The organism is Megasphaera sp. (genome assembly GCF_047831605.1).
Lineage (GTDB): Bacteria > Bacillota > Negativicutes > Veillonellales > Megasphaeraceae > Megasphaera > Megasphaera intestinihominis.
Genome location: NZ_CP181255.1, coordinates 1,834,772 through 1,850,903 on the forward strand (window position 1 = coordinate 1,834,772; position 16,132 = coordinate 1,850,903).

A 16,132-nucleotide genomic window follows, 5' to 3' on the forward strand; every position below is an offset into this window, starting at 1 on the left:
AAAAGCTGCCTTCGTATGGCAGCTTTTTTCTTACTGAAGGACTTTCACCCGTTCTTCGATGGGGACTTTTACGATGGGTTTTGGCGGTTCTGTGGGATGGCCGAAGGGCATCTGGGCGATGAGCTGCCATTCTTTGGGAACGCCTGTGAGTTTTTTGACTTCGTCGTCGATGAGGGGGTTGTAGTGCTGGAGGTTGACGCCGAGTCCCAGGTCGGTCAGGGCGGTCCAGACGGCGAACTGCATCATGCCGTTGGCCTGCTGGGCCCAGATGGGGAAGTTCTTGGCGTAGAGCGGGAACTGGGAGGCCATGTTGTCGACGATGGTCGTGTCGTCGAAGTAGAGGATCGTGCCATAGGCTGCGGCGAAGGAGTTGATCTTGGCTTCCGTCGTGGCGAAGTTGGCTGGCGGGACGATTTTGCGGAGCGTATCCATGGTGATTTTCCAGATGGCGTCGTGCGTTTCGCCAAAGGCGATGACGGCTTTGCCGGACTGCATGTTGAAGGCCGACGGTACTTCGCGGATGACGTCTTCGATAGTCTTGGTAATGGTTTCCTGGGGAATCGTGACGTCTTTGCTGAGGGTGTAGTTCGTGCGCCGGTTGCTGACGGCTGTGATGAAGTTGGTCATAAGAGCACCTCCTGAATTTACAAATCATTTCCTAATTGATAGTAATTATTAGTTGTTTATTGGCTAAAGTATACCATAGTGAAGAAAAGAAGTCAAGAATCATGACCCCTTGACAGCAAGGCTTTTTTCATGATATTATTTATACATTGCGTAAGCAAAATTTAATTTCTTGAATTACTAATATGAGGTGATGTAGAAAATGGCAACGAGGAGAGACCCGCGTTTTAAGGAATGTCGCCGGTTCGGAGTTAATGTGTACGGACACCCTAAGGCATTAAAACGCGTACGTAAAGATCAGCGTCAGAAAAAAATGTCTGAATATGGCACACAGTTATTGGAAAAACAGAAACTTCGCGCATACTACAATTTGCTCGAACGTCAGTTTGTCCGTTATTATGATAAAGCCAAGAAGATGGAAGGCGTTACTGGCCAGAACATGCTGAAATTGCTGGAATGCCGTTTGGATAACCTGGTATACCGTATCGGTTTTGCAAACTCCATCCGCCAGGCACGTCAGATGGTCAACCACGGCCACATCCTGGTCAATGGCAAACGCTGCGACATCCCGTCGGCACACGTTAAAGTTGGTTCCGTTATCGCTTTGAAAGAAGCTTCCCGTTCCAACGAAATGTACAAAAAATCTTTCCAGGAATTGAAGACTTTCGATGTACCGTACATCGAAAAGAACTTCGACGGCTTCGAAGGCACACTTACCCGTATGCCCGAACGCGACGAAATTCCGGTAGAAATCAACGAAACACTTATCGTCGAATTGTACTCCAAATAAGAGCTGTTTGATGGTAACAAAAAGGCGCTGTCGCATGAAGACAGCGCCTTTTTTTGGGGGTTAGCAGTTAGTGGCTAGCTGATGATTTTATAAAACAAGGGACTACGCATGGTGATATGAGACTGCATGCGATAGTCCCCTTTTTTTGTTTGATGTTAAAGGCAACCTCTCAGACCGCCTTCGGCGGCCAGCTCCCCTATAATGGGAGCCTTTCGTCAAACATTCATGTCACGAGCCACGAGCCACGAGCCACGAACCACTAGCCACTAACTTACCGTCCTTCAGAGAAGTCCAGGCCTTTGTCGGTGGCGTAGTATGTGCCTGGTTTTTCGCCGGCTTCTACGTAGCCTTTTTGTACCAGGTCGTCGATGAGGGCCGGGTCCGGTGTTCCGGGAGCGAACATTTCTTTCGGCCTTCCTTCTTCGCGTTCGACGGCGGCGATGAGGGCGGCTTCTTTGTCGTCTGTCGTCGGTGCTTTTTGGACGTACGTCAGGTCGGGCAGGAACATGGGGTATTCCTTGTGGGCCAGGAGAAAGAAGCGGCCTATGGCGATGGCCTGGCTCAACAGGTTGCCTTCTTCGGTCTGGATATCCATTTCATCGCAGATGACGTCGAGCTGGTTCGACGGGAAGTGATAGAGTTTCTTGGCGACTTCCAGTGTATCGGCATAGCAGAAGGCCGGTGCGTCGATGCCGTAGATGTGCAGGGCGTGGGTCAGGCAGCCCATGACGAAGGGCGCGTTGTGGGCGACCAGGGTCTGACTTTCGATGAGGTTTTTCAGGCCGGCCTGCCAGTATTCGCCGAATTCATCGGCCTTGGAGAGTTCGTCCCACTGATAGCGGCCTTTGACGGCAGACAAGTTGTTTTCTGGCGGACGGATGTAGAAGTAACGCGTATCCTTCAGTTCGCCGTGGTCGAATTCAGCCAGGGCCAGGAGACAGACGGAATAGGGCTGTTCGTTGGCCAGTTCCAGGGCGACGGCCGTGAAGTGCTGCGGGAAGCGGCGCAGTTTCCCTTTTTCTTCGATGGGATATTTGTAATAGCCGTCATTGGGCTTGATGTCGTACTGGTGCAGGTTGGCGACTTTGACGTGTTCCTTCTTGGCCAGTTCCTGCTGGACCTTCGCCTTGCGATGGCGCTTGCGCAGGGCCGACGTGAGGGAATAGAGGACGGCAGCGATGAAGACGATAGTGACGATCGTCGTAATGATGTGGATCAGGGAATCCATGGAATATCAAATCCTTTTCAATAATTTTTGAGCCTTATTCTTGGAAGAAATTCATGTCGTAACAGGCCCGGAAAGCGCGGTTGGCCGCATTGCCGTTGGCAGACAGGCGGTCTGTCGTCTTGACTTCCGGATTGGGCAGGGACAAGGTGGACACGACGTTGCCCTGCAAATCGTAGCCGACATCGCCGAGAGTCTGTGTTTTTACGGTCTGGGCTTTAAAATTGTAGAAGAAATTGTTATCATAACCTTGGACCGTGTTGTTGGCATAGTCATAGGTCACGACCGTAGCCCGGATGATGTAGTACGGCGGATCGTAGCGGACGGACTGGATGGTGTTCATGTCGATATACGATTCGGTTGTGTCATCGTGGCCGACCTGGACGAAGCGGGGGTTGTCATCGAGAAATGTGGCGGATGCCATGAAACTGAAGACGCAGGCAAATGTGACTGCCAGAGCGGCAATTTTTTTGAACATAAGACATACTTCCTTTCCCTGTCTCTTCCAATCGAGGCAGTTTATACATATATTATATCGGAATCATGAAACATTACAAGAACGTATATTTTTCAAGTAGGACTTTTGCCCTTTCGGGTCGAATAATAAATAATATAAGATAGAAGAGGTGATCATATTGGATGTGATATATATTGGCCTGCCTTTCTTCTTTTGGCAGGAAGATGAGTCGGAGCACGGCCTCGATGTCCACGTGACGGAAGGCTTCCAGAAGCTGGGTTCCCACGTGTACCCCCTCAATGCCGGCGACGACGCGGAAGAAATCTGTTCGGCTTATAATTGGCATACATCCTTTGTCGATGAAGACGAAGACATTACGCCGTCGGAAGAATTCATTTCAGAACATGTCTTGTGGGACGATTTCCGCCTGCTCTATATTTCGGCAGCTGCGGCTACGTCGGAAGACGAATACACGCAGTTCGTCTGTCATACGGCAGAGTTCGCCAAAGAGAGCGGCCTCGTCGTGGCAGCGGAAGTCGTCGACGGCGACAGCGACGATGAAGACCCGTATCCCTGGCGCGATAAGGCGACGGTCCTCTGGTCCCGCGGCGATATCCTGCCATCGGGAGGTCCGGCCTGTGCCGTGCGCTTGGCCCTGGGCAGGGGCATCACCATTGCCAGCCAGGGCGAAGAACGGACCTATGACGTCCAGGTCGTCAGTGAATGTTTCATCCCTTCGTTTTTACAAGGATTGCTGGAAGGGCGCGATCCCTTTTCCATCATAGAATCTTATGTATCTTAAGTTAGGAGGTATTTATCTTGAACAGTAAAAAAATGGAAGAACATCCTTTGCGGGCGGCCATTCTCACTATCAGCAACAGCCGCACTTTTTCAGACGATACGAACGGCCTGCTCATCCAGTCGGCCTTGGCCAATTACGGTCATCAGGTCGTCGACTATCAGATCGTCAAAGACGACAAGGCCGAAATCGAACGCCATCTCCATGAATGGGTCTGCAGCGTCGACCTGGTCATCACCAGCGGCGGTACGGGCATGGCCAAGCGCGACGTGACCATCGAAACGGTAGAAGCCCTGTTCGATAAGAAAATCCCGGCTTTCCAGTCGATGATGACGTATTTCGCCTATCGCCGGGCCTGCGGCGTCCAGGCCATGGCCTACCGGACGACGGCCGGTATCATCCACCAGTGCCAGGTCTACTGCCTGCCGGGCCTGCCGAGCCTCATCAAGATCGGCATGGAAAAGGTCATTTTGCCGGAAGCCTTTCATTTGTATTCGGAAATCAAGAAGTAAATGGATACGTCTAAAATCATACTTGTCACCGGCGGGGCGCGGAGCGGTAAGAGCGCCTTTGCCGAACGCTATGCTGCCGCCCTTCCCGGGCGGCATGCTTATGTCGCGACGGCCCGCATCTTCGATGAAGAAATGGCCCAGCGCATCGCCATCCACCGCAAGCGCCGCCCGTCGTCGTGGCAGACCTGGGAAATCCCGCAGGACCTGCCAGAGACGATGGAACGGCTGTGCCAGTCGTCGGACGTGGCCCTCGTCGACTGCCTGACCCTCTATTTTTCTAATTATCTCTTTGCCCACGACGGCGAAGACGACGAAGCTATCATCGACGGCGCCCTGGCCGAACTGCAAGCGGTCCTGGCGGCTTTCCGCCAGGCCGGCGTGACGGCCGTCCTGGTCACTAACGAGCTGGGCTGCGGCATCGTGCCCATGGAACACGTGAGCCGCCTGTATCGCGACCTCATGGGCAAGATCAACCAGGCCGCTGCGGCCGAAGCCGATGAAGTTTACTTATCGGTCTGCGGTATTACGACGGAACTGAAGCATCAGGCCGTCTGCCTGCCGGAGGTGAAGTCATGAAGGCCTTTCTCATTGCCCTGCAGTTCTTATCGCGCATCCACCTGGCTTCGCAGAGCGTCTGGCGCGATGAGGATTTCGGCCGGTCCGTCCTGTTCTTTCCCCTCGTCGGCTTGATCATCGGCCTGCTTTTGGCGGCGCTCTATTGGGCGTCGTCTTTCCTTTTTGACGCCTTTGGCCGGTCGGCCCTGGTCGTCGCCTTCTGGTTCTACCTGACCGGCGGCCTCCACGCCGACGGCTATATGGATACGGCTGATGGCCTCTTTTCCGGCCGCAGCCGCGAGCGGATGCTGGAAATCCTCAAGGACAGCCGCGTCGGCGCCGGCGGTGTGACGGCTTTCGTCTTCCTGGTCCTCTTGAAGGTAGCCTTCCTCAGTCAGCTGGCACCGGAAGCAGCCCTGCCGGCCCTCGTCGGTATCCCGGCAGCGGCCCGCTTCGGGACTTTGATCAGCATCTTCCAATTTCCCTATGCCCGCGAGCAGGGGCTGGGCCGGGCCTTCGTCACTTACGCACCGGCTCATACTGTAGAAAAAGCCCTGGTCCTGGCCCTGGTGCCGGTCTTTTTCTGCGGGCCCTTTTATCTGGCCCTCTTAGGTGCGGCCATGCTCCTCTCTTTGTGGGCCAACAGCCGCATCAGCCGCAAGCTGGGCGGCGTCACGGGCGATACGTATGGCGCCGTCCTCGAGGGCAGCGAAATGGCCCTGCTCCTGATGACGGCCGTCGGTAGCAAGCTGGCCGATTTCTTGTTATAATGGGACGGCACGAATGTTGAATTACTTATAGGGAACTTACGGAGGATTACGATGATAAAATTATATTTAGCACGTCATGGTGAAACAGAAGGCAATGTTCAGCAGTGGTATCAGGGGTCGACCGACGTCCCCCTCAATGAACACGGCCTGGAACAGGCCAGGTGCCTGGGTGAATTTTTCCGCCATGTCCATCTCGATGCCGTCTACAGCAGCACGCTCCAGCGCGCCAAGGTGACGGCCGAATGTGTCGCTGCGCCGCATCATCTGGATGTCGTCGCTTACGATGAATTGAAGGAAGCCGATTTCGGCGTCTGGGAAGGCCATACGTATCAGGAAATCACGACTCAGTGGCCAGGCGAACTGGAAGCGGTCTATGCGTCGGACGGGACCTTGCCGGCCCGGGGCGGCGAATCGTTCTGCCAGGTCCGGGACCGGACATTGAAGAAGACGCGGGAAATCCTGTCGCATCACAAGGACGGCGACAGCGTCTTCATGGTATCCCACGGGGCGGCCATCCGCTGCCTGCTCTTCGGCCTGCTGGGCCTCGATATGAAGCGCATCTGGTGCTTCCAGCAGTTCAATACAGCTTTTAACATCATCGAATATTACGGCGACCGCAATGTCATGACCCTCATGAACTGCACGCAGCATCTGGAAGGCCTGACGGGGTACCAGCCCCAGTGGGACAAGATGCCGTCGTTATAAGGAGGCATCATGGCAAAGACAATGCGCCTCGACAAGCTCCTGGGCCATACGGGCTGGGGGACGCGGCGGGAACTCAAGGAATTGTGCAAAGGCGGGCACGTGACTGTCAATGGCGCCGTCTGCCGCGACAGCAGCCAGAAAATCGACCCGGCAGCCGATGCCGTTGCCGTCGATGGTCAGGCCGTCCATTATGAAGAGTCTATTTATCTCATGCTCTACAAGCCGGCCGGCGTCGTATCGGCTACGGAAGACAACGTGTCGCCGACGGTCATCGGCCTCTTGCCGCGCCAGTACCAGGGGGCCGGCCTCTTTCCCGTAGGCCGCCTCGACAAGGATACGACGGGCCTCCTGCTCATCACCAATGACGGGACCTGGGCTCATGGCATTACGTCACCGAAGAAGCATACCGATAAGATATACGACGCCGTCGTTGAAGGGGATATCCCTGAAGATGTAGGGGACCGCTTTGCCAGCGGCATCGTCCTCGACGATGGCCTGCACTGCCTGCCGGCCAAAGCTGTCCAGACCGGCCCCCGGTCCCTGACGGTCGTCGTCCAGGAAGGGAAGTTCCATCAGGTCAAGCGCATGTGTGCCGCCGTCGGCCTGAAAGTCGTCCAGCTGCACCGCCGCTCCATCGGCAGCGTCGTCCTCGATGACGGTTTGGAGCCAGGCCAGTTCCGGCCCCTGACCGATGAAGAACGGGAAGCGTTGCGCAGCCAGAGCCGGTGATTTGCAATTTTATCTTTTCAGCCAGTGGAAAATATGGTATTATAAAATATGATTGAATTACTATAGGGTGATAGGGGGATACTATGATAGAACAACGAATTGCCCGCCTGCGCGCTTTTCTCCAGGAACACGATGCAGACGGCGTCATTATCGTCCAACCTGAAAACCTGCGCTACTTCAGTGCCTTTACGGGTGGTGAAGGGGCACTGGTCATCGGCCTGGACCAGGCCGTCTTATGGACTGATTCCCGCTATACGGAACAAGCTGCCAACCAGTCCGGGGCATGGTACGATATCAAGAACCACCACAATGCCTTATCGGCCTCCATCCGTTCGTCACTGAACGACATGGAAATCGGCGTGGCAGCGTATGAAGAAAATTTCCTGACCCATTTCATGTACGAAAATATTTCCGACGGAGCCTTATGCGGCTTCCTGCCCTGCGATTTGACCAGCCTGCGGGCGGTGAAGGAACCGTATGAGCTGAAAGCGACGCGCAAGGCCAGCAACATCGCTGACCGGGCCTTTGCTGATTTATTGCCGTACATCAAGCCCGGTGTCACCGAAAAGGAACTGGCTGCCCGCCTGGAAAGCAATATGCTGCTCTTAGGCTCGGAAGAAAAGTCCTTTACGACTATCGTCGCATCCGGCAAGCGCTCGGCCATGCCCCACGGTACGGCCAGCCCGAAAGTCGTCGAAGCCGGCGATTTCGTCACCTTTGATTTCGGCGCCGTCTGGGAAGGCTACCATTCGGATATCACCCGGACTGTCGTCGTCGGCAAGGCGTCGCAGGCCCAGAAGGATTTCTACAATCTCATCCTGGAGGGTCAGAAGCTGGGCGTATCGCTCATCAAGGCCGGCGTTTCCCGCCGCGAAGTCGATTTTGCCGTGCGCAACTACTTCGCCCGCTATCACGTCAGCCAGTATTTCACTCATTCCCTGGGCCACGGTACGGGCCTGGAGATCCACGAACAACCAGTCCTGTCGCCGCGTTCGACAGGCGTACTCGAAGAGAATATGATAGTCACGGTAGAACCGGGACTGTACATAGAAGGCAAGTTTGGCGTCCGCATTGAGGATTCCGTTGCCGTTACAGCCAACGGCTGTGAAATTTTAACCAAAACACCCAAAGATTTGATGGAGCTGTTATAGGAGGAGTTTACACATGATTACAAGTAATGATTTCAGACCAGGCGTAACTATCGAAATCGACGGCCAGGTATGGCAGGTCGTTGAATTCCAGCATGTAAAACCGGGTAAAGGCGCTGCTTTCGTCCGCGCTAAGATCAAGAACCTCGAAACGGGCGCTGTTGTTGAACGTACCTGGAACGCTGGCGAAAAAGTACAGGACGGCCACGTCGACCGCCGCCAGATGCAGTACCTCTATGAAAACGAAGGCATGTACTGTTTCATGGATAACGAAACATACGAACAGATCGAATTGAACAAAGAAAACCTCGGCGACGCTGTCCATTTCCTCAAAGAAGAAATGAACGTTTCCGTCATGATGTTCAAAGGCAAAGTCATCGGCATCGATCTCCCGGCTGCTGTCGAATTGAAAGTCGTCGAAACCGATCCCGGTGTCCGCGGTGATACAGCTACAGGCGGCAGCAAACCGGCTAAATTGGAAACGGGCTATGTCGTCAAAGTACCGCTCTTTATCAATGAAGGCGAAGTTCTCCAGATCGACACGAGAACCGGCCAGTATATCGGCAGAGCATAAGGTTAACGCAAGTCGTTAGCCGCCAGCCGCTAGCATAGGGTATCAAAGGGGCTTCGCACGTGCGACAGCCCCTTTTGTGGACTAAAGGGGTGATTCCCATGGAAACGACTGAAGTAAATGAATGGGGGAGTATCCATATTTCCCAGCGCGTCATTGCCTCTATTGCGGCTCTGACGGCGGCCCAATCGGCCTATGTCGCTGATTTGGGGACGAATATCGCCGAAGTGGCAGCGGAAAAGCTGGGGCGTACCCTTCCGGGCCGCGGCGTCGACGTCTCTATCGACGGCCAGCGCATCGAATTGACGGTCCGCCTGGTCGTCCGCTATGGCTGCCGTATTCCCGACGTAGCCCTGGAAGTGCAGAAGTCCGTCAAGGATGCCGTCGAAAAGGCGACGGCCTGCACGGTTACGGCGGTCCACATCATTGTACAACAGTTAGTGTTTGGAGAGGAGGACCGCCATGGATGAGGAACAGGATTTTGCCTATGCCGTCAGTGCCAAGGCCCTGGGCCATATCGCCGAGACGGCCGGCCGCCAGGCCTCTGGCGTCGTCGCTATACGCAGCCGCAGCGCGGCCGTGACGGACGGCGTCGTCCATCTCCATCTGGTCGTCCGCGCCCGTTATGGCAGCGACCTGCACGGCCTGGCCCTGGATGTCCAGCAGCGGGCGGCTGAGGCCATCGACGCCATGGTCGAACCAGAGGGCCTTGATATTTCCGTTACCATTGAAGACCTGGCGGTACTGCCGGCTGAATAAAGTTATTACAGGAGGAAACTCGTGAGCAGACATAAAGCGCGCCAGCAGGCGCTCGAACTTTTATATTCCCGTGAATTCCACGGAGAAAATGATATCCAGTACAGCGAACAGGAAATCCTGGAAAATGATTACGTCACGACCGACGCCTTGACCGAAGACGGCCCGGAACTGAGTGATCAGGAACGCAATGACTATTGCACGTATCTCGTCGAAACGACGACGGAACACCGGGACGAACTGGATACGATCATCCGCTCCTTTGCCAAGGGCTGGGACATCGAACGGATGAACCGCACGGACCGCAATATACTGCGCCTGGCCTTGTGCGAACTCGTATACCCCAAGGAAAGCCTGGCGCCGTCCATCGTCCTCAATGAAGCGGTCATCCTGGCCAAGGAATTCAGCGGCGACAAGTCGGCGCGGTTCGTCAACGGCATTTTGGGCGCTTATGTAAGGTCCCAGGCCTGATGGACGTCTTTCTCGGCATCGATACCAGCTGTTATACGACGTCGCTGTGCCTCGTCGACGCGGCTTATGACGTCGTCGCCGACGAACGCATCATCCTGAGCGTCGCCAAGGGCGGCCGCGGCCTGTCCCAGTCCAACATGGTCTATCAGCATACGCGCAACCTGCCGGTCCTCTTTGAACGGCTGGCTGGCGTCCTGGCCAGTGCCCATATCCGGGCCATTGCCGTGACTGACCAGCCCCGGCGCCGCGGTGATTCGTACATGCCCGCTTTCCTGGCCGGCCTCGGTTATGGCCGGGCCCTGGCCGCCGTTCTGGGCGTGCCCTTGTACCGCCTGAGTCATCAGGAAAACCATCTCCTCGCCGTCCTGCGCAGCATGGGCTATATCGGCAGCGAGCCGTTCTACGGCATCCACCTGTCCGGCGGGACGACGGACCTGCTGCGGGCCGTGCCCGATGAAAAAGGCCTCGATATCACCCGTATCGGCGGCACCAGCGACATCAGTGCCGGCCAGTTCATCGACCGCATGGGCGTCGCCCTGGACCTGCCCTTTCCGGCTGGCGTCCATGTCGACAAGCTGGCTCAGACGGTAAATCCGCCCGTCAAGGGAGCTCATGTCTTTTGCCGCGATGGCCAGGTCAGCTTTTCCGGGCCCGAATCGCAGGGCCAGCGGCGCATCGCCGCCGGCGGGGAAGACCCGGCCCGCCTTTGCAGCTGGACGCTGTCGACGGTCTGGCGCGGCTTGGAGAGCCTCCTCGATTACGCCGCTGCCGATGGCATGAAACATCTCGTCGCCGCTGGCGGCGTCATGTCCAATGGCTACCTGCGCCGGCAGATGAGCGATTATTGCCGCCGCCATCAGATAGACCTGAATCTGGCAGCCGACGGCTTCAGTGCCGACAACGCGTCGGGCGCCGCCTTCTGGGCTGCCGTACAGGAAGGGAAGAAATCATGAAATATGCATCGGTTACGGACGTCGTCCGCCGCATCAAAGATGATATCCACGGCGATTACCGCTTGCAGAGCATCGCTATGGAAGGCAACATCATCGGCCTCAAGCGGGCGTCGAACGGCCATTATTATATGAATATCCGCGATGATCAGTGCTCCATCCGGGCCATCGTCTTCCGCAGCCGCGTGACGGCAGCGGTCCGGGCCGTCCGCGAAGGGGACCATGTCGTCGTCATCGGCGCCGTCAACGTCTATGAAAAAGGCGGCGCCCTTTCCTTTATCATTGAACAGCTCTTTTCCCAGGGGACAGGGTCTCTGCAGGCCCAGTACGAACGCATCAAGAATGAACTGGCGGCTCAGGGCTATTTCGACAGCAGCCACAAGAAGGAGCTGCCGCGCTTCCCCTGGCGCATCGGCGTCCTGACGTCGAAGACCGGCGCCGTGCTCCACGACATCTATAAGATTGCCGGCGAGCGCAATCCTTATGCCGAAATCATCCTGCATCCCATCCCCGTCCAGGGCGACGGCGTCGATACGGCCATCGCCAAGGCCATCGGCGAGATGGGCCGGCGCAAGGACCTGGACGTCCTCATCGTCGGCCGCGGCGGCGGCTCCATGGAAGACCTGTGGTGCTTCAACAGCCCGGCTGTGATCAAGGCCATTTACCATGCCAGCGTACCGGTCATTACGGCCATCGGCCATGAAACGGATACGACCCTGGCCGATTATGCCGCTGACGTGCGGGCGGCGACGCCGACCCACGCGGCCGAGATGGCTTTCTTTGACGTCAGCGAAGCGGAAATGGACCTGGCCGCACTGGCGGACCGGGCTTACGAACGGGTCATGGCCTGCATCGAAGACCGGCAGCGCTGGGTCGAACAGGCGGCGGGCCGGCTGAACCTGCAGCGCTACGATGCCTTCCTGGCCATGCGCGAAGCACGCCTGGCAGGCCTGATGGAACAGGCCGACCGCCAGCTGCGCCTCCATCTGGAACAGAAGCAGGGGAAGCTGAATACCCTGACAGCTTCCCTGCAGGCCCTGAACCCGGCAGCCCTCGTGCGCCGCGGCTACGGCCAGCTCATGCAGCATGACAAGATCCTTACAGATATCCACAGCGTGTCGAAAGAGGCCCCGCTGACGATACAAGTCGTCGACGGGACGATTACGACGGCTGTTAAAGAGGTGGACATATATGGCAAGAACGACTGATAAATTGAAGAGTTTTGAAAGCAATTATGAAAAATTGGAACAGCTCGTACAGGAACTGGACGCACCGGACCTGACGCTGAAGCAGTCCCTCGATTTATATGAAAAGGCCATCAAATTATCCCAGTCCTGCGAAGGCGCCCTGGAATATGCCCGCCAGAAGGCCCAGGCCCTGGCCGATGTCCGGGCCGATAAGGACAGCAGCGACGATGCGCCGGCTGAAGGGGTGTTGGACTTATGACCTTCCAAGACTATCTGGCAGGACAGCGTAAGCGCGTCGACGATTACCTGTCCCACGTACTGACGACGGACCAGCCGCGTTTTTCCAGGCTCTATGAAGCCATGGATTACAGCCTCCTGGCCGGAGGCAAGCGCATCCGCCCGGTCCTTCTGCTGGCGACGGTCGAAGCCCTGGGCCAGGATGCCTCTCCCTATACGGGACTGGCCTGCGCTCTGGAATGTATCCATACGTATTCCTTGATCCACGACGACCTGCCCTGTATGGATGACGACGACCTGCGCCGGGGCAAGCCGACGAACCACGTCGTCTACGGTGCCGGCCTGGCTACCCTGGCCGGTGACGGCCTGCTGACCTTTGCCTTCGAGCTCATGGCCAGCCAGAAAGGCATTGCACCGGACAAACTGAACCGCTGCATCGCCGTCATCGCCAGAGCGGCCGGACCGGCCGGCATGGTCGGCGGCCAGGCCTTCGACCTGGCATCCGACGGCGACATGGCCATCGGCCGGGAAGGCATGGAACTCCTGCACCGTTCCAAGACGGGCGTCATCTTCAAGGCGGCCATCGACATGGCAGCCATCGTCGCCGATGCGTCGCCGCAGCAGCGGCAGGCCCTGGAAGCCTATGCGTCGTACATGGGCCTGACCTTCCAGATCACCGACGATATCCTCGATGTCGTCGGCGATGAAGCTTTGCTGGGCAAACCCGTCGGCAGCGACGCCCGCAACGACAAGGCCACGTATGTGACCATCTTTTCCCTGGACGAAGCCCGGCGCATGGCCCGCGAAGCGGCCGGCAAAGCCGTCCAGGCCCTGGAACCGTTAGGGCCGCAGGCCTGGTTCCTGAAAGAACTGGTCGAACATCTGCTGGTCCGCGTTCATTAATGTGAGAGGGGTATTACAGGTATGCAGCATAAAGAAAGATTAGACGTGCTTCTCGTCAGCCGCGGCTTGTCTGAAAGCCGGGAAAAGGCCAAGGCGACCATCATGGCCGGCCTGGTCTTCGTCGACAACCAGCGCGTCGATAAGGCGGGCACGAAGCTGCCCGTCGACGTAGATATTACCGTCAAGGGCAATCCCATTCCCTATGTCGGCCGGGGCGGCCTGAAACTGGAAAAGGCCATGGAAACGTTTCCCGTCGACTTGACGGGTAAGACCATGATGGATATTGGTGCCTCGACAGGCGGCTTCACGGACTGCGCCCTCCAGCGCGGCGCGGCCAAGGTCTTTGCCGTCGACGTCGGCTATGGCCAGCTGGCCTGGAAACTGCGGACCGATGACCGCGTCGTCAACATGGAACGGACCAATATCCGCAACGTCACTGTTGCAGATATCGGCGAGCCCGTCGATTTCATCTCCATTGACGTCTCCTTCATTTCCCTGCTCAAGATCATGCCGGCCGTCGAACCGCTGCTCAAGGCAGGCGGCACGATGGTCACGCTCATCAAGCCGCAGTTCGAAGCGGGCCGGGAACACGTCGGCAAAGGCGGCATCGTCCGCGACATCCAGGTCCACCGCGACGTCATCCGCCACGTCACGGACGGCATCGCCGCCTGCGGTTTGTCGCCGCTGGGCCTGACCTTCTCGCCCATCAAAGGGGCTGATGGCAATATAGAATATCTCTTGTACAGCCGTAAAGACAATCCCTGCCATAACGATATCACTGACGCCGTTGTCGATGACATCGTCGGTAAATCCCATGAAATGTAGGTGATCCCCATGCGTATCGGTATTTTCCCGAACCTCGTCAAACGCGAAAGTGCTGCCATCGTCCAGCAGATGATCAAAATTTGCGAAAAATATGGCATTGAATATTATCTGCCGGCTTATGTCAGCGAGAGCCGCCAGCCGGCCTATCAGCGCATCGGCGCTGAACACCTGCGCCCACGCATGACGATTTACAGCACCATCGACGTAGCCATGGTCCTCGGCGGCGACGGGACCATTCTCAAGATGGCCAAACAGTTTGCCGAAGCCGACATCCCGGTCTGCGGCATCAATCTCGGCTCTCTGGGCTTCCTTTACGAAGTCGAGACCAAGAACCTGGAAAAGCGCATGGAAGATATCCTGGCCGGCCGCTATTTCCTGGAAGAACGGATGATGCTCCATTCGGAATTGTGCTATGAAGACGGACTGGTCCAGTCCCTGCCCGATGCCCTCAACGACATCGTCATCGGCCACGGCAATGTAGGTAAGCTCATCCGCATCGATCTCAGCATCAACGGCCATTTCATCCAGCAGTATCCCGGCGATGGCCTCATCGTAGCGACGGCGACGGGGAGTACGGGCTATACCTTCTCCAGCGGCGGCCCTATCGTCGCGCCCAGCGTGCCCTGCATCATGGTCACGCCCATTTGCCCGCATCTGCTGCTGAAAGTGCCCCTGGTCCTGCGCGATGACGACCAGGTATCGGTGACGGTGGCCAACAGCCGCAACAGCGTCCGCGTCTCCGTCGACGGCATGATGGACCAGGAACTGATGCGCAATATGACCCTTCAGGTCCGCAAGTCCGACCACGTCCTCAAGATCATCCGCTTCAACAAGAACTATTTCTACAGCAATTTATTCACGAAAATGATGGGAAATGATTAATATGTATCCATTCCGCAATGCCGTTACCGTCTCTCATATGATGATGGAACCCTATGCCCGCCAGGCTCATGTCCTCGTCGACATGACCTGCGGCAACGGCCACGACACGGCTTTCCTGGCCCGTCTCATGCCGGACGATGCCGTCCTCTACGCCTTTGATATCCAGCCCTGTGCCATTGACCATACGCAGCAGCGCCTGCAGCAGGAAGGGCTGGACGGGAAGCACGTCGTCTGCACCTGCGGTTCTCACGAAGAACTCCTGGCCCGGATACAGGAAAACGTGGATTTAATGGTATTCAATCTGGGCTATTTGCCGTCAGGCGACCATAAAATCCATACAAATTGTGAAATAACACTAAAAGCTATGAAAATAGGCTTGAATAAAATTGCGATAAATGGGATAATTATGATAGCAGCTTATCCCGGTACCGAAGCCGGGGCTCGCGAAGAACAAGCGCTGCGGTCGTATTTACAGACCATACCCCAGCAGGACTTCCATATTTCGTCCTGGCAGCCCGTCAATGAGGTGCATTGTCCACCCGTATTATATATTGTACAGAAAAGAGGGAAACGTCATCATGAAGAGATTCCGTTACACTAAGATTAAAGAAATTGTCCAGTCCCGTCCCATCGAAACGCAGGAAGAATTAGCCAAGGCCTTGCAGGAAGAAGGCATCGAAGTCACACAGGCTACGGTTTCCCGCGACATTAAAGAACTCATGCTCATCAAGGTTCCGACCAGTGACGGCCATTACCGCTATGCCTTGTCGCCGGAACAGAATATGCTCATGTCCAAGAACCGCATGGCCCGCCTGTTCCAGGACTCCATCGTCCGCGTCGATTCGGCGTATAACCAGATCATCGTCCACACCCTGCCCGGTTCGGCCAATCCCATTGCCGCCGCCATCGACCATGCCCGCTGGGAAAATGTCATCGGCACCCTGGCTGGCGATGATACGGTCCTCCTCATCGTCAAGGACACAGAAACCGTTCCGAAACTGGTCAAGCTTATCGTATCGCTGATGAAGGAATGAGG

23 protein-coding genes are annotated in these 16,132 nt (G+C 56.4%); 20 read left to right on the top strand and 3 right to left on the bottom strand.

What is annotated here, in order from left to right; genetic code table 11:
* Nucleotides 1-30: 30 nt before the first annotated feature.
* Nucleotides 31-627, bottom strand: coding sequence for a nitroreductase family protein (locus ACFWUB_RS08740; RefSeq protein WP_020723805.1), 597 nt, complete (start codon nt 625-627; stop codon nt 31-33).
* Nucleotides 628-826: 199 nt separating this feature from the next.
* On the opposite strand from ACFWUB_RS08740, the gene rpsD reads away from it, so the two are divergent.
* On the top strand, nt 827-1,414 hold the full coding sequence (gene rpsD, locus ACFWUB_RS08745; protein ID WP_014015950.1) for a 30S ribosomal protein S4: 588 nt from the start codon (nt 827-829) through the stop codon (nt 1,412-1,414).
* Nucleotides 1,415-1,685: 271 nt separating this feature from the next.
* On the opposite strand, the gene ACFWUB_RS08750 is transcribed toward rpsD, so the two are convergent.
* Nucleotides 1,686-2,642 (bottom strand): exonuclease domain-containing protein, encoded by a 957-nt coding sequence (locus tag ACFWUB_RS08750; protein ID WP_296820355.1) that lies wholly within the window; start codon nt 2,640-2,642, stop codon nt 1,686-1,688.
* A gap of 34 nt (nt 2,643-2,676) precedes the next feature.
* On the bottom strand, nt 2,677-3,117 hold the full coding sequence (locus ACFWUB_RS08755; RefSeq protein ID WP_020310370.1) for a hypothetical protein: 441 nt from the start codon (nt 3,115-3,117) through the stop codon (nt 2,677-2,679).
* 163 nt (nt 3,118-3,280) lie between these two features.
* Here ACFWUB_RS08755 and ACFWUB_RS08760 point away from each other — a divergent pair, with 163 nt between their 5' ends.
* From ACFWUB_RS08760 to argR, 19 genes are all read left to right on the top strand, one after another.
* A complete protein-coding gene (locus ACFWUB_RS08760; RefSeq protein ID WP_416184397.1) occupies nt 3,281-3,898 on the top strand; it encodes a hypothetical protein in 618 nt (205 codons plus the stop codon).
* A gap of 17 nt (nt 3,899-3,915) precedes the next feature.
* Complete coding sequence (locus ACFWUB_RS08765) at nt 3,916-4,407, top strand: MogA/MoaB family molybdenum cofactor biosynthesis protein (RefSeq protein WP_020723807.1); 492 nt, start codon at nt 3,916-3,918, stop codon at nt 4,405-4,407.
* Complete coding sequence (gene cobU / locus ACFWUB_RS08770; protein ID WP_292106163.1) at nt 4,408-4,983, top strand: bifunctional adenosylcobinamide kinase/adenosylcobinamide-phosphate guanylyltransferase; 576 nt, start codon at nt 4,408-4,410, stop codon at nt 4,981-4,983.
* Nucleotides 4,980-5,732: an adenosylcobinamide-GDP ribazoletransferase gene (cobS, locus tag ACFWUB_RS08775; protein WP_020310374.1), complete on the top strand. Its 753-nt coding sequence runs from the start codon at nt 4,980-4,982 to the stop codon at nt 5,730-5,732. Before cobU ends, cobS begins: the two co-directional genes overlap by 4 nt.
* A gap of 51 nt (nt 5,733-5,783) precedes the next feature.
* Nucleotides 5,784-6,437 (top strand): histidine phosphatase family protein, encoded by a 654-nt coding sequence (locus ACFWUB_RS08780; RefSeq protein WP_020310375.1) that lies wholly within the window; start codon nt 5,784-5,786, stop codon nt 6,435-6,437.
* 9 nt (nt 6,438-6,446) lie between these two features.
* Complete coding sequence (locus ACFWUB_RS08785) at nt 6,447-7,166, top strand: pseudouridine synthase (protein ID WP_292298546.1); 720 nt, start codon at nt 6,447-6,449, stop codon at nt 7,164-7,166.
* Nucleotides 7,167-7,249: 83 nt separating this feature from the next.
* Nucleotides 7,250-8,317 carry a M24 family metallopeptidase gene (locus ACFWUB_RS08790; protein ID WP_020310377.1) on the top strand — a complete coding sequence of 356 codons (1,068 nt, stop codon included), beginning with the start codon at nt 7,250-7,252 and terminating at the stop codon, nt 8,315-8,317.
* A gap of 13 nt (nt 8,318-8,330) precedes the next feature.
* Entirely contained in the window at nt 8,331-8,888 is a 558-nt protein-coding gene (gene efp, locus ACFWUB_RS08795; protein WP_020310378.1) for an elongation factor P, read from the top strand.
* 98 nt (nt 8,889-8,986) lie between these two features.
* A complete protein-coding gene (locus ACFWUB_RS08800; RefSeq protein WP_294025659.1) occupies nt 8,987-9,355 on the top strand; it encodes an Asp23/Gls24 family envelope stress response protein in 369 nt (122 codons plus the stop codon).
* Nucleotides 9,348-9,644: a hypothetical protein gene (locus ACFWUB_RS08805; protein ID WP_416183829.1), complete on the top strand. Its 297-nt coding sequence runs from the start codon at nt 9,348-9,350 to the stop codon at nt 9,642-9,644. Before ACFWUB_RS08800 ends, ACFWUB_RS08805 begins: the two co-directional genes overlap by 8 nt.
* Nucleotides 9,645-9,665: 21 nt before the next feature.
* On the top strand, nt 9,666-10,112 hold the full coding sequence (gene nusB, locus ACFWUB_RS08810; RefSeq protein WP_020310381.1) for a transcription antitermination factor NusB: 447 nt from the start codon (nt 9,666-9,668) through the stop codon (nt 10,110-10,112).
* A complete protein-coding gene (locus ACFWUB_RS08815; RefSeq protein ID WP_416183830.1) occupies nt 10,112-11,065 on the top strand; it encodes a peptidase in 954 nt (317 codons plus the stop codon). Before nusB ends, ACFWUB_RS08815 begins: the two co-directional genes overlap by 1 nt.
* On the top strand, nt 11,062-12,270 hold the full coding sequence (gene xseA, locus ACFWUB_RS08820; protein WP_020723809.1) for an exodeoxyribonuclease VII large subunit: 1,209 nt from the start codon (nt 11,062-11,064) through the stop codon (nt 12,268-12,270). Before ACFWUB_RS08815 ends, xseA begins: the two co-directional genes overlap by 4 nt.
* Nucleotides 12,254-12,508, top strand: coding sequence for an exodeoxyribonuclease VII small subunit (xseB, locus tag ACFWUB_RS08825; RefSeq protein WP_292260194.1), 255 nt, complete (start codon nt 12,254-12,256; stop codon nt 12,506-12,508). Before xseA ends, xseB begins: the two co-directional genes overlap by 17 nt.
* Entirely contained in the window at nt 12,505-13,389 is an 885-nt protein-coding gene (locus ACFWUB_RS08830; protein ID WP_292298552.1) for a polyprenyl synthetase family protein, read from the top strand. Before xseB ends, ACFWUB_RS08830 begins: the two co-directional genes overlap by 4 nt.
* Before the next feature lie 21 nt (nt 13,390-13,410).
* Nucleotides 13,411-14,214 carry a TlyA family RNA methyltransferase gene (locus ACFWUB_RS08835; RefSeq protein ID WP_416183831.1) on the top strand — a complete coding sequence of 268 codons (804 nt, stop codon included), beginning with the start codon at nt 13,411-13,413 and terminating at the stop codon, nt 14,212-14,214.
* Nucleotides 14,215-14,223: 9 nt separating this feature from the next.
* Complete coding sequence (locus tag ACFWUB_RS08840) at nt 14,224-15,096, top strand: NAD(+)/NADH kinase (protein ID WP_014015969.1); 873 nt, start codon at nt 14,224-14,226, stop codon at nt 15,094-15,096.
* The gene (locus ACFWUB_RS08845) at nt 15,089-15,697 is read left to right on the top strand and encodes a class I SAM-dependent methyltransferase (RefSeq protein WP_278970384.1); all 609 of its coding nucleotides are present in this window, start codon (nt 15,089-15,091) and stop codon (nt 15,695-15,697) included. Before ACFWUB_RS08840 ends, ACFWUB_RS08845 begins: the two co-directional genes overlap by 8 nt.
* A complete protein-coding gene (gene argR / locus ACFWUB_RS08850; RefSeq protein ID WP_014015971.1) occupies nt 15,675-16,130 on the top strand; it encodes an arginine repressor in 456 nt (151 codons plus the stop codon). Before ACFWUB_RS08845 ends, argR begins: the two co-directional genes overlap by 23 nt.
* The last annotated feature ends 2 nt before the right edge of the window (nt 16,131-16,132 follow it).

Excerpts from the sequence above, each read along its gene's own strand:
- ACFWUB_RS08740 (WP_020723805.1), bottom strand. The coding sequence starts at position 627 with ATGACCAACTTCATCACAGCCGTCAGCAACCGGCGCACGAACTACACC.
- rpsD (WP_014015950.1), top strand. The coding sequence starts at position 827 with ATGGCAACGAGGAGAGACCCGCGTTTTAAGGAATGTCGCCGGTTCGGA.
- ACFWUB_RS08750 (WP_296820355.1), bottom strand. The coding sequence starts at position 2,642 with ATGGATTCCCTGATCCACATCATTACGACGATCGTCACTATCGTCTTC.
- ACFWUB_RS08755 (WP_020310370.1), bottom strand. The coding sequence starts at position 3,117 with ATGTTCAAAAAAATTGCCGCTCTGGCAGTCACATTTGCCTGCGTCTTC.
- cobU (WP_292106163.1), top strand. The coding sequence starts at position 4,408 with ATGGATACGTCTAAAATCATACTTGTCACCGGCGGGGCGCGGAGCGGT.
- cobS (WP_020310374.1), top strand. The coding sequence starts at position 4,980 with ATGAAGGCCTTTCTCATTGCCCTGCAGTTCTTATCGCGCATCCACCTG.
- ACFWUB_RS08780 (WP_020310375.1), top strand. The coding sequence starts at position 5,784 with ATGATAAAATTATATTTAGCACGTCATGGTGAAACAGAAGGCAATGTT.
- ACFWUB_RS08785 (WP_292298546.1), top strand. The coding sequence starts at position 6,447 with ATGGCAAAGACAATGCGCCTCGACAAGCTCCTGGGCCATACGGGCTGG.
- ACFWUB_RS08790 (WP_020310377.1), top strand. The coding sequence starts at position 7,250 with ATGATAGAACAACGAATTGCCCGCCTGCGCGCTTTTCTCCAGGAACAC.
- efp (WP_020310378.1), top strand. The coding sequence starts at position 8,331 with ATGATTACAAGTAATGATTTCAGACCAGGCGTAACTATCGAAATCGAC.
- ACFWUB_RS08800 (WP_294025659.1), top strand. The coding sequence starts at position 8,987 with ATGGAAACGACTGAAGTAAATGAATGGGGGAGTATCCATATTTCCCAG.
- ACFWUB_RS08805 (WP_416183829.1), top strand. The coding sequence starts at position 9,348 with ATGGATGAGGAACAGGATTTTGCCTATGCCGTCAGTGCCAAGGCCCTG.
- ACFWUB_RS08815 (WP_416183830.1), top strand. The coding sequence starts at position 10,112 with ATGGACGTCTTTCTCGGCATCGATACCAGCTGTTATACGACGTCGCTG.
- xseA (WP_020723809.1), top strand. The coding sequence starts at position 11,062 with ATGAAATATGCATCGGTTACGGACGTCGTCCGCCGCATCAAAGATGAT.
- xseB (WP_292260194.1), top strand. The coding sequence starts at position 12,254 with ATGGCAAGAACGACTGATAAATTGAAGAGTTTTGAAAGCAATTATGAA.
- ACFWUB_RS08830 (WP_292298552.1), top strand. The coding sequence starts at position 12,505 with ATGACCTTCCAAGACTATCTGGCAGGACAGCGTAAGCGCGTCGACGAT.
- ACFWUB_RS08835 (WP_416183831.1), top strand. The coding sequence starts at position 13,411 with ATGCAGCATAAAGAAAGATTAGACGTGCTTCTCGTCAGCCGCGGCTTG.
- ACFWUB_RS08840 (WP_014015969.1), top strand. The coding sequence starts at position 14,224 with ATGCGTATCGGTATTTTCCCGAACCTCGTCAAACGCGAAAGTGCTGCC.
- ACFWUB_RS08845 (WP_278970384.1), top strand. The coding sequence starts at position 15,089 with ATGATTAATATGTATCCATTCCGCAATGCCGTTACCGTCTCTCATATG.
- argR (WP_014015971.1), top strand. The coding sequence starts at position 15,675 with ATGAAGAGATTCCGTTACACTAAGATTAAAGAAATTGTCCAGTCCCGT.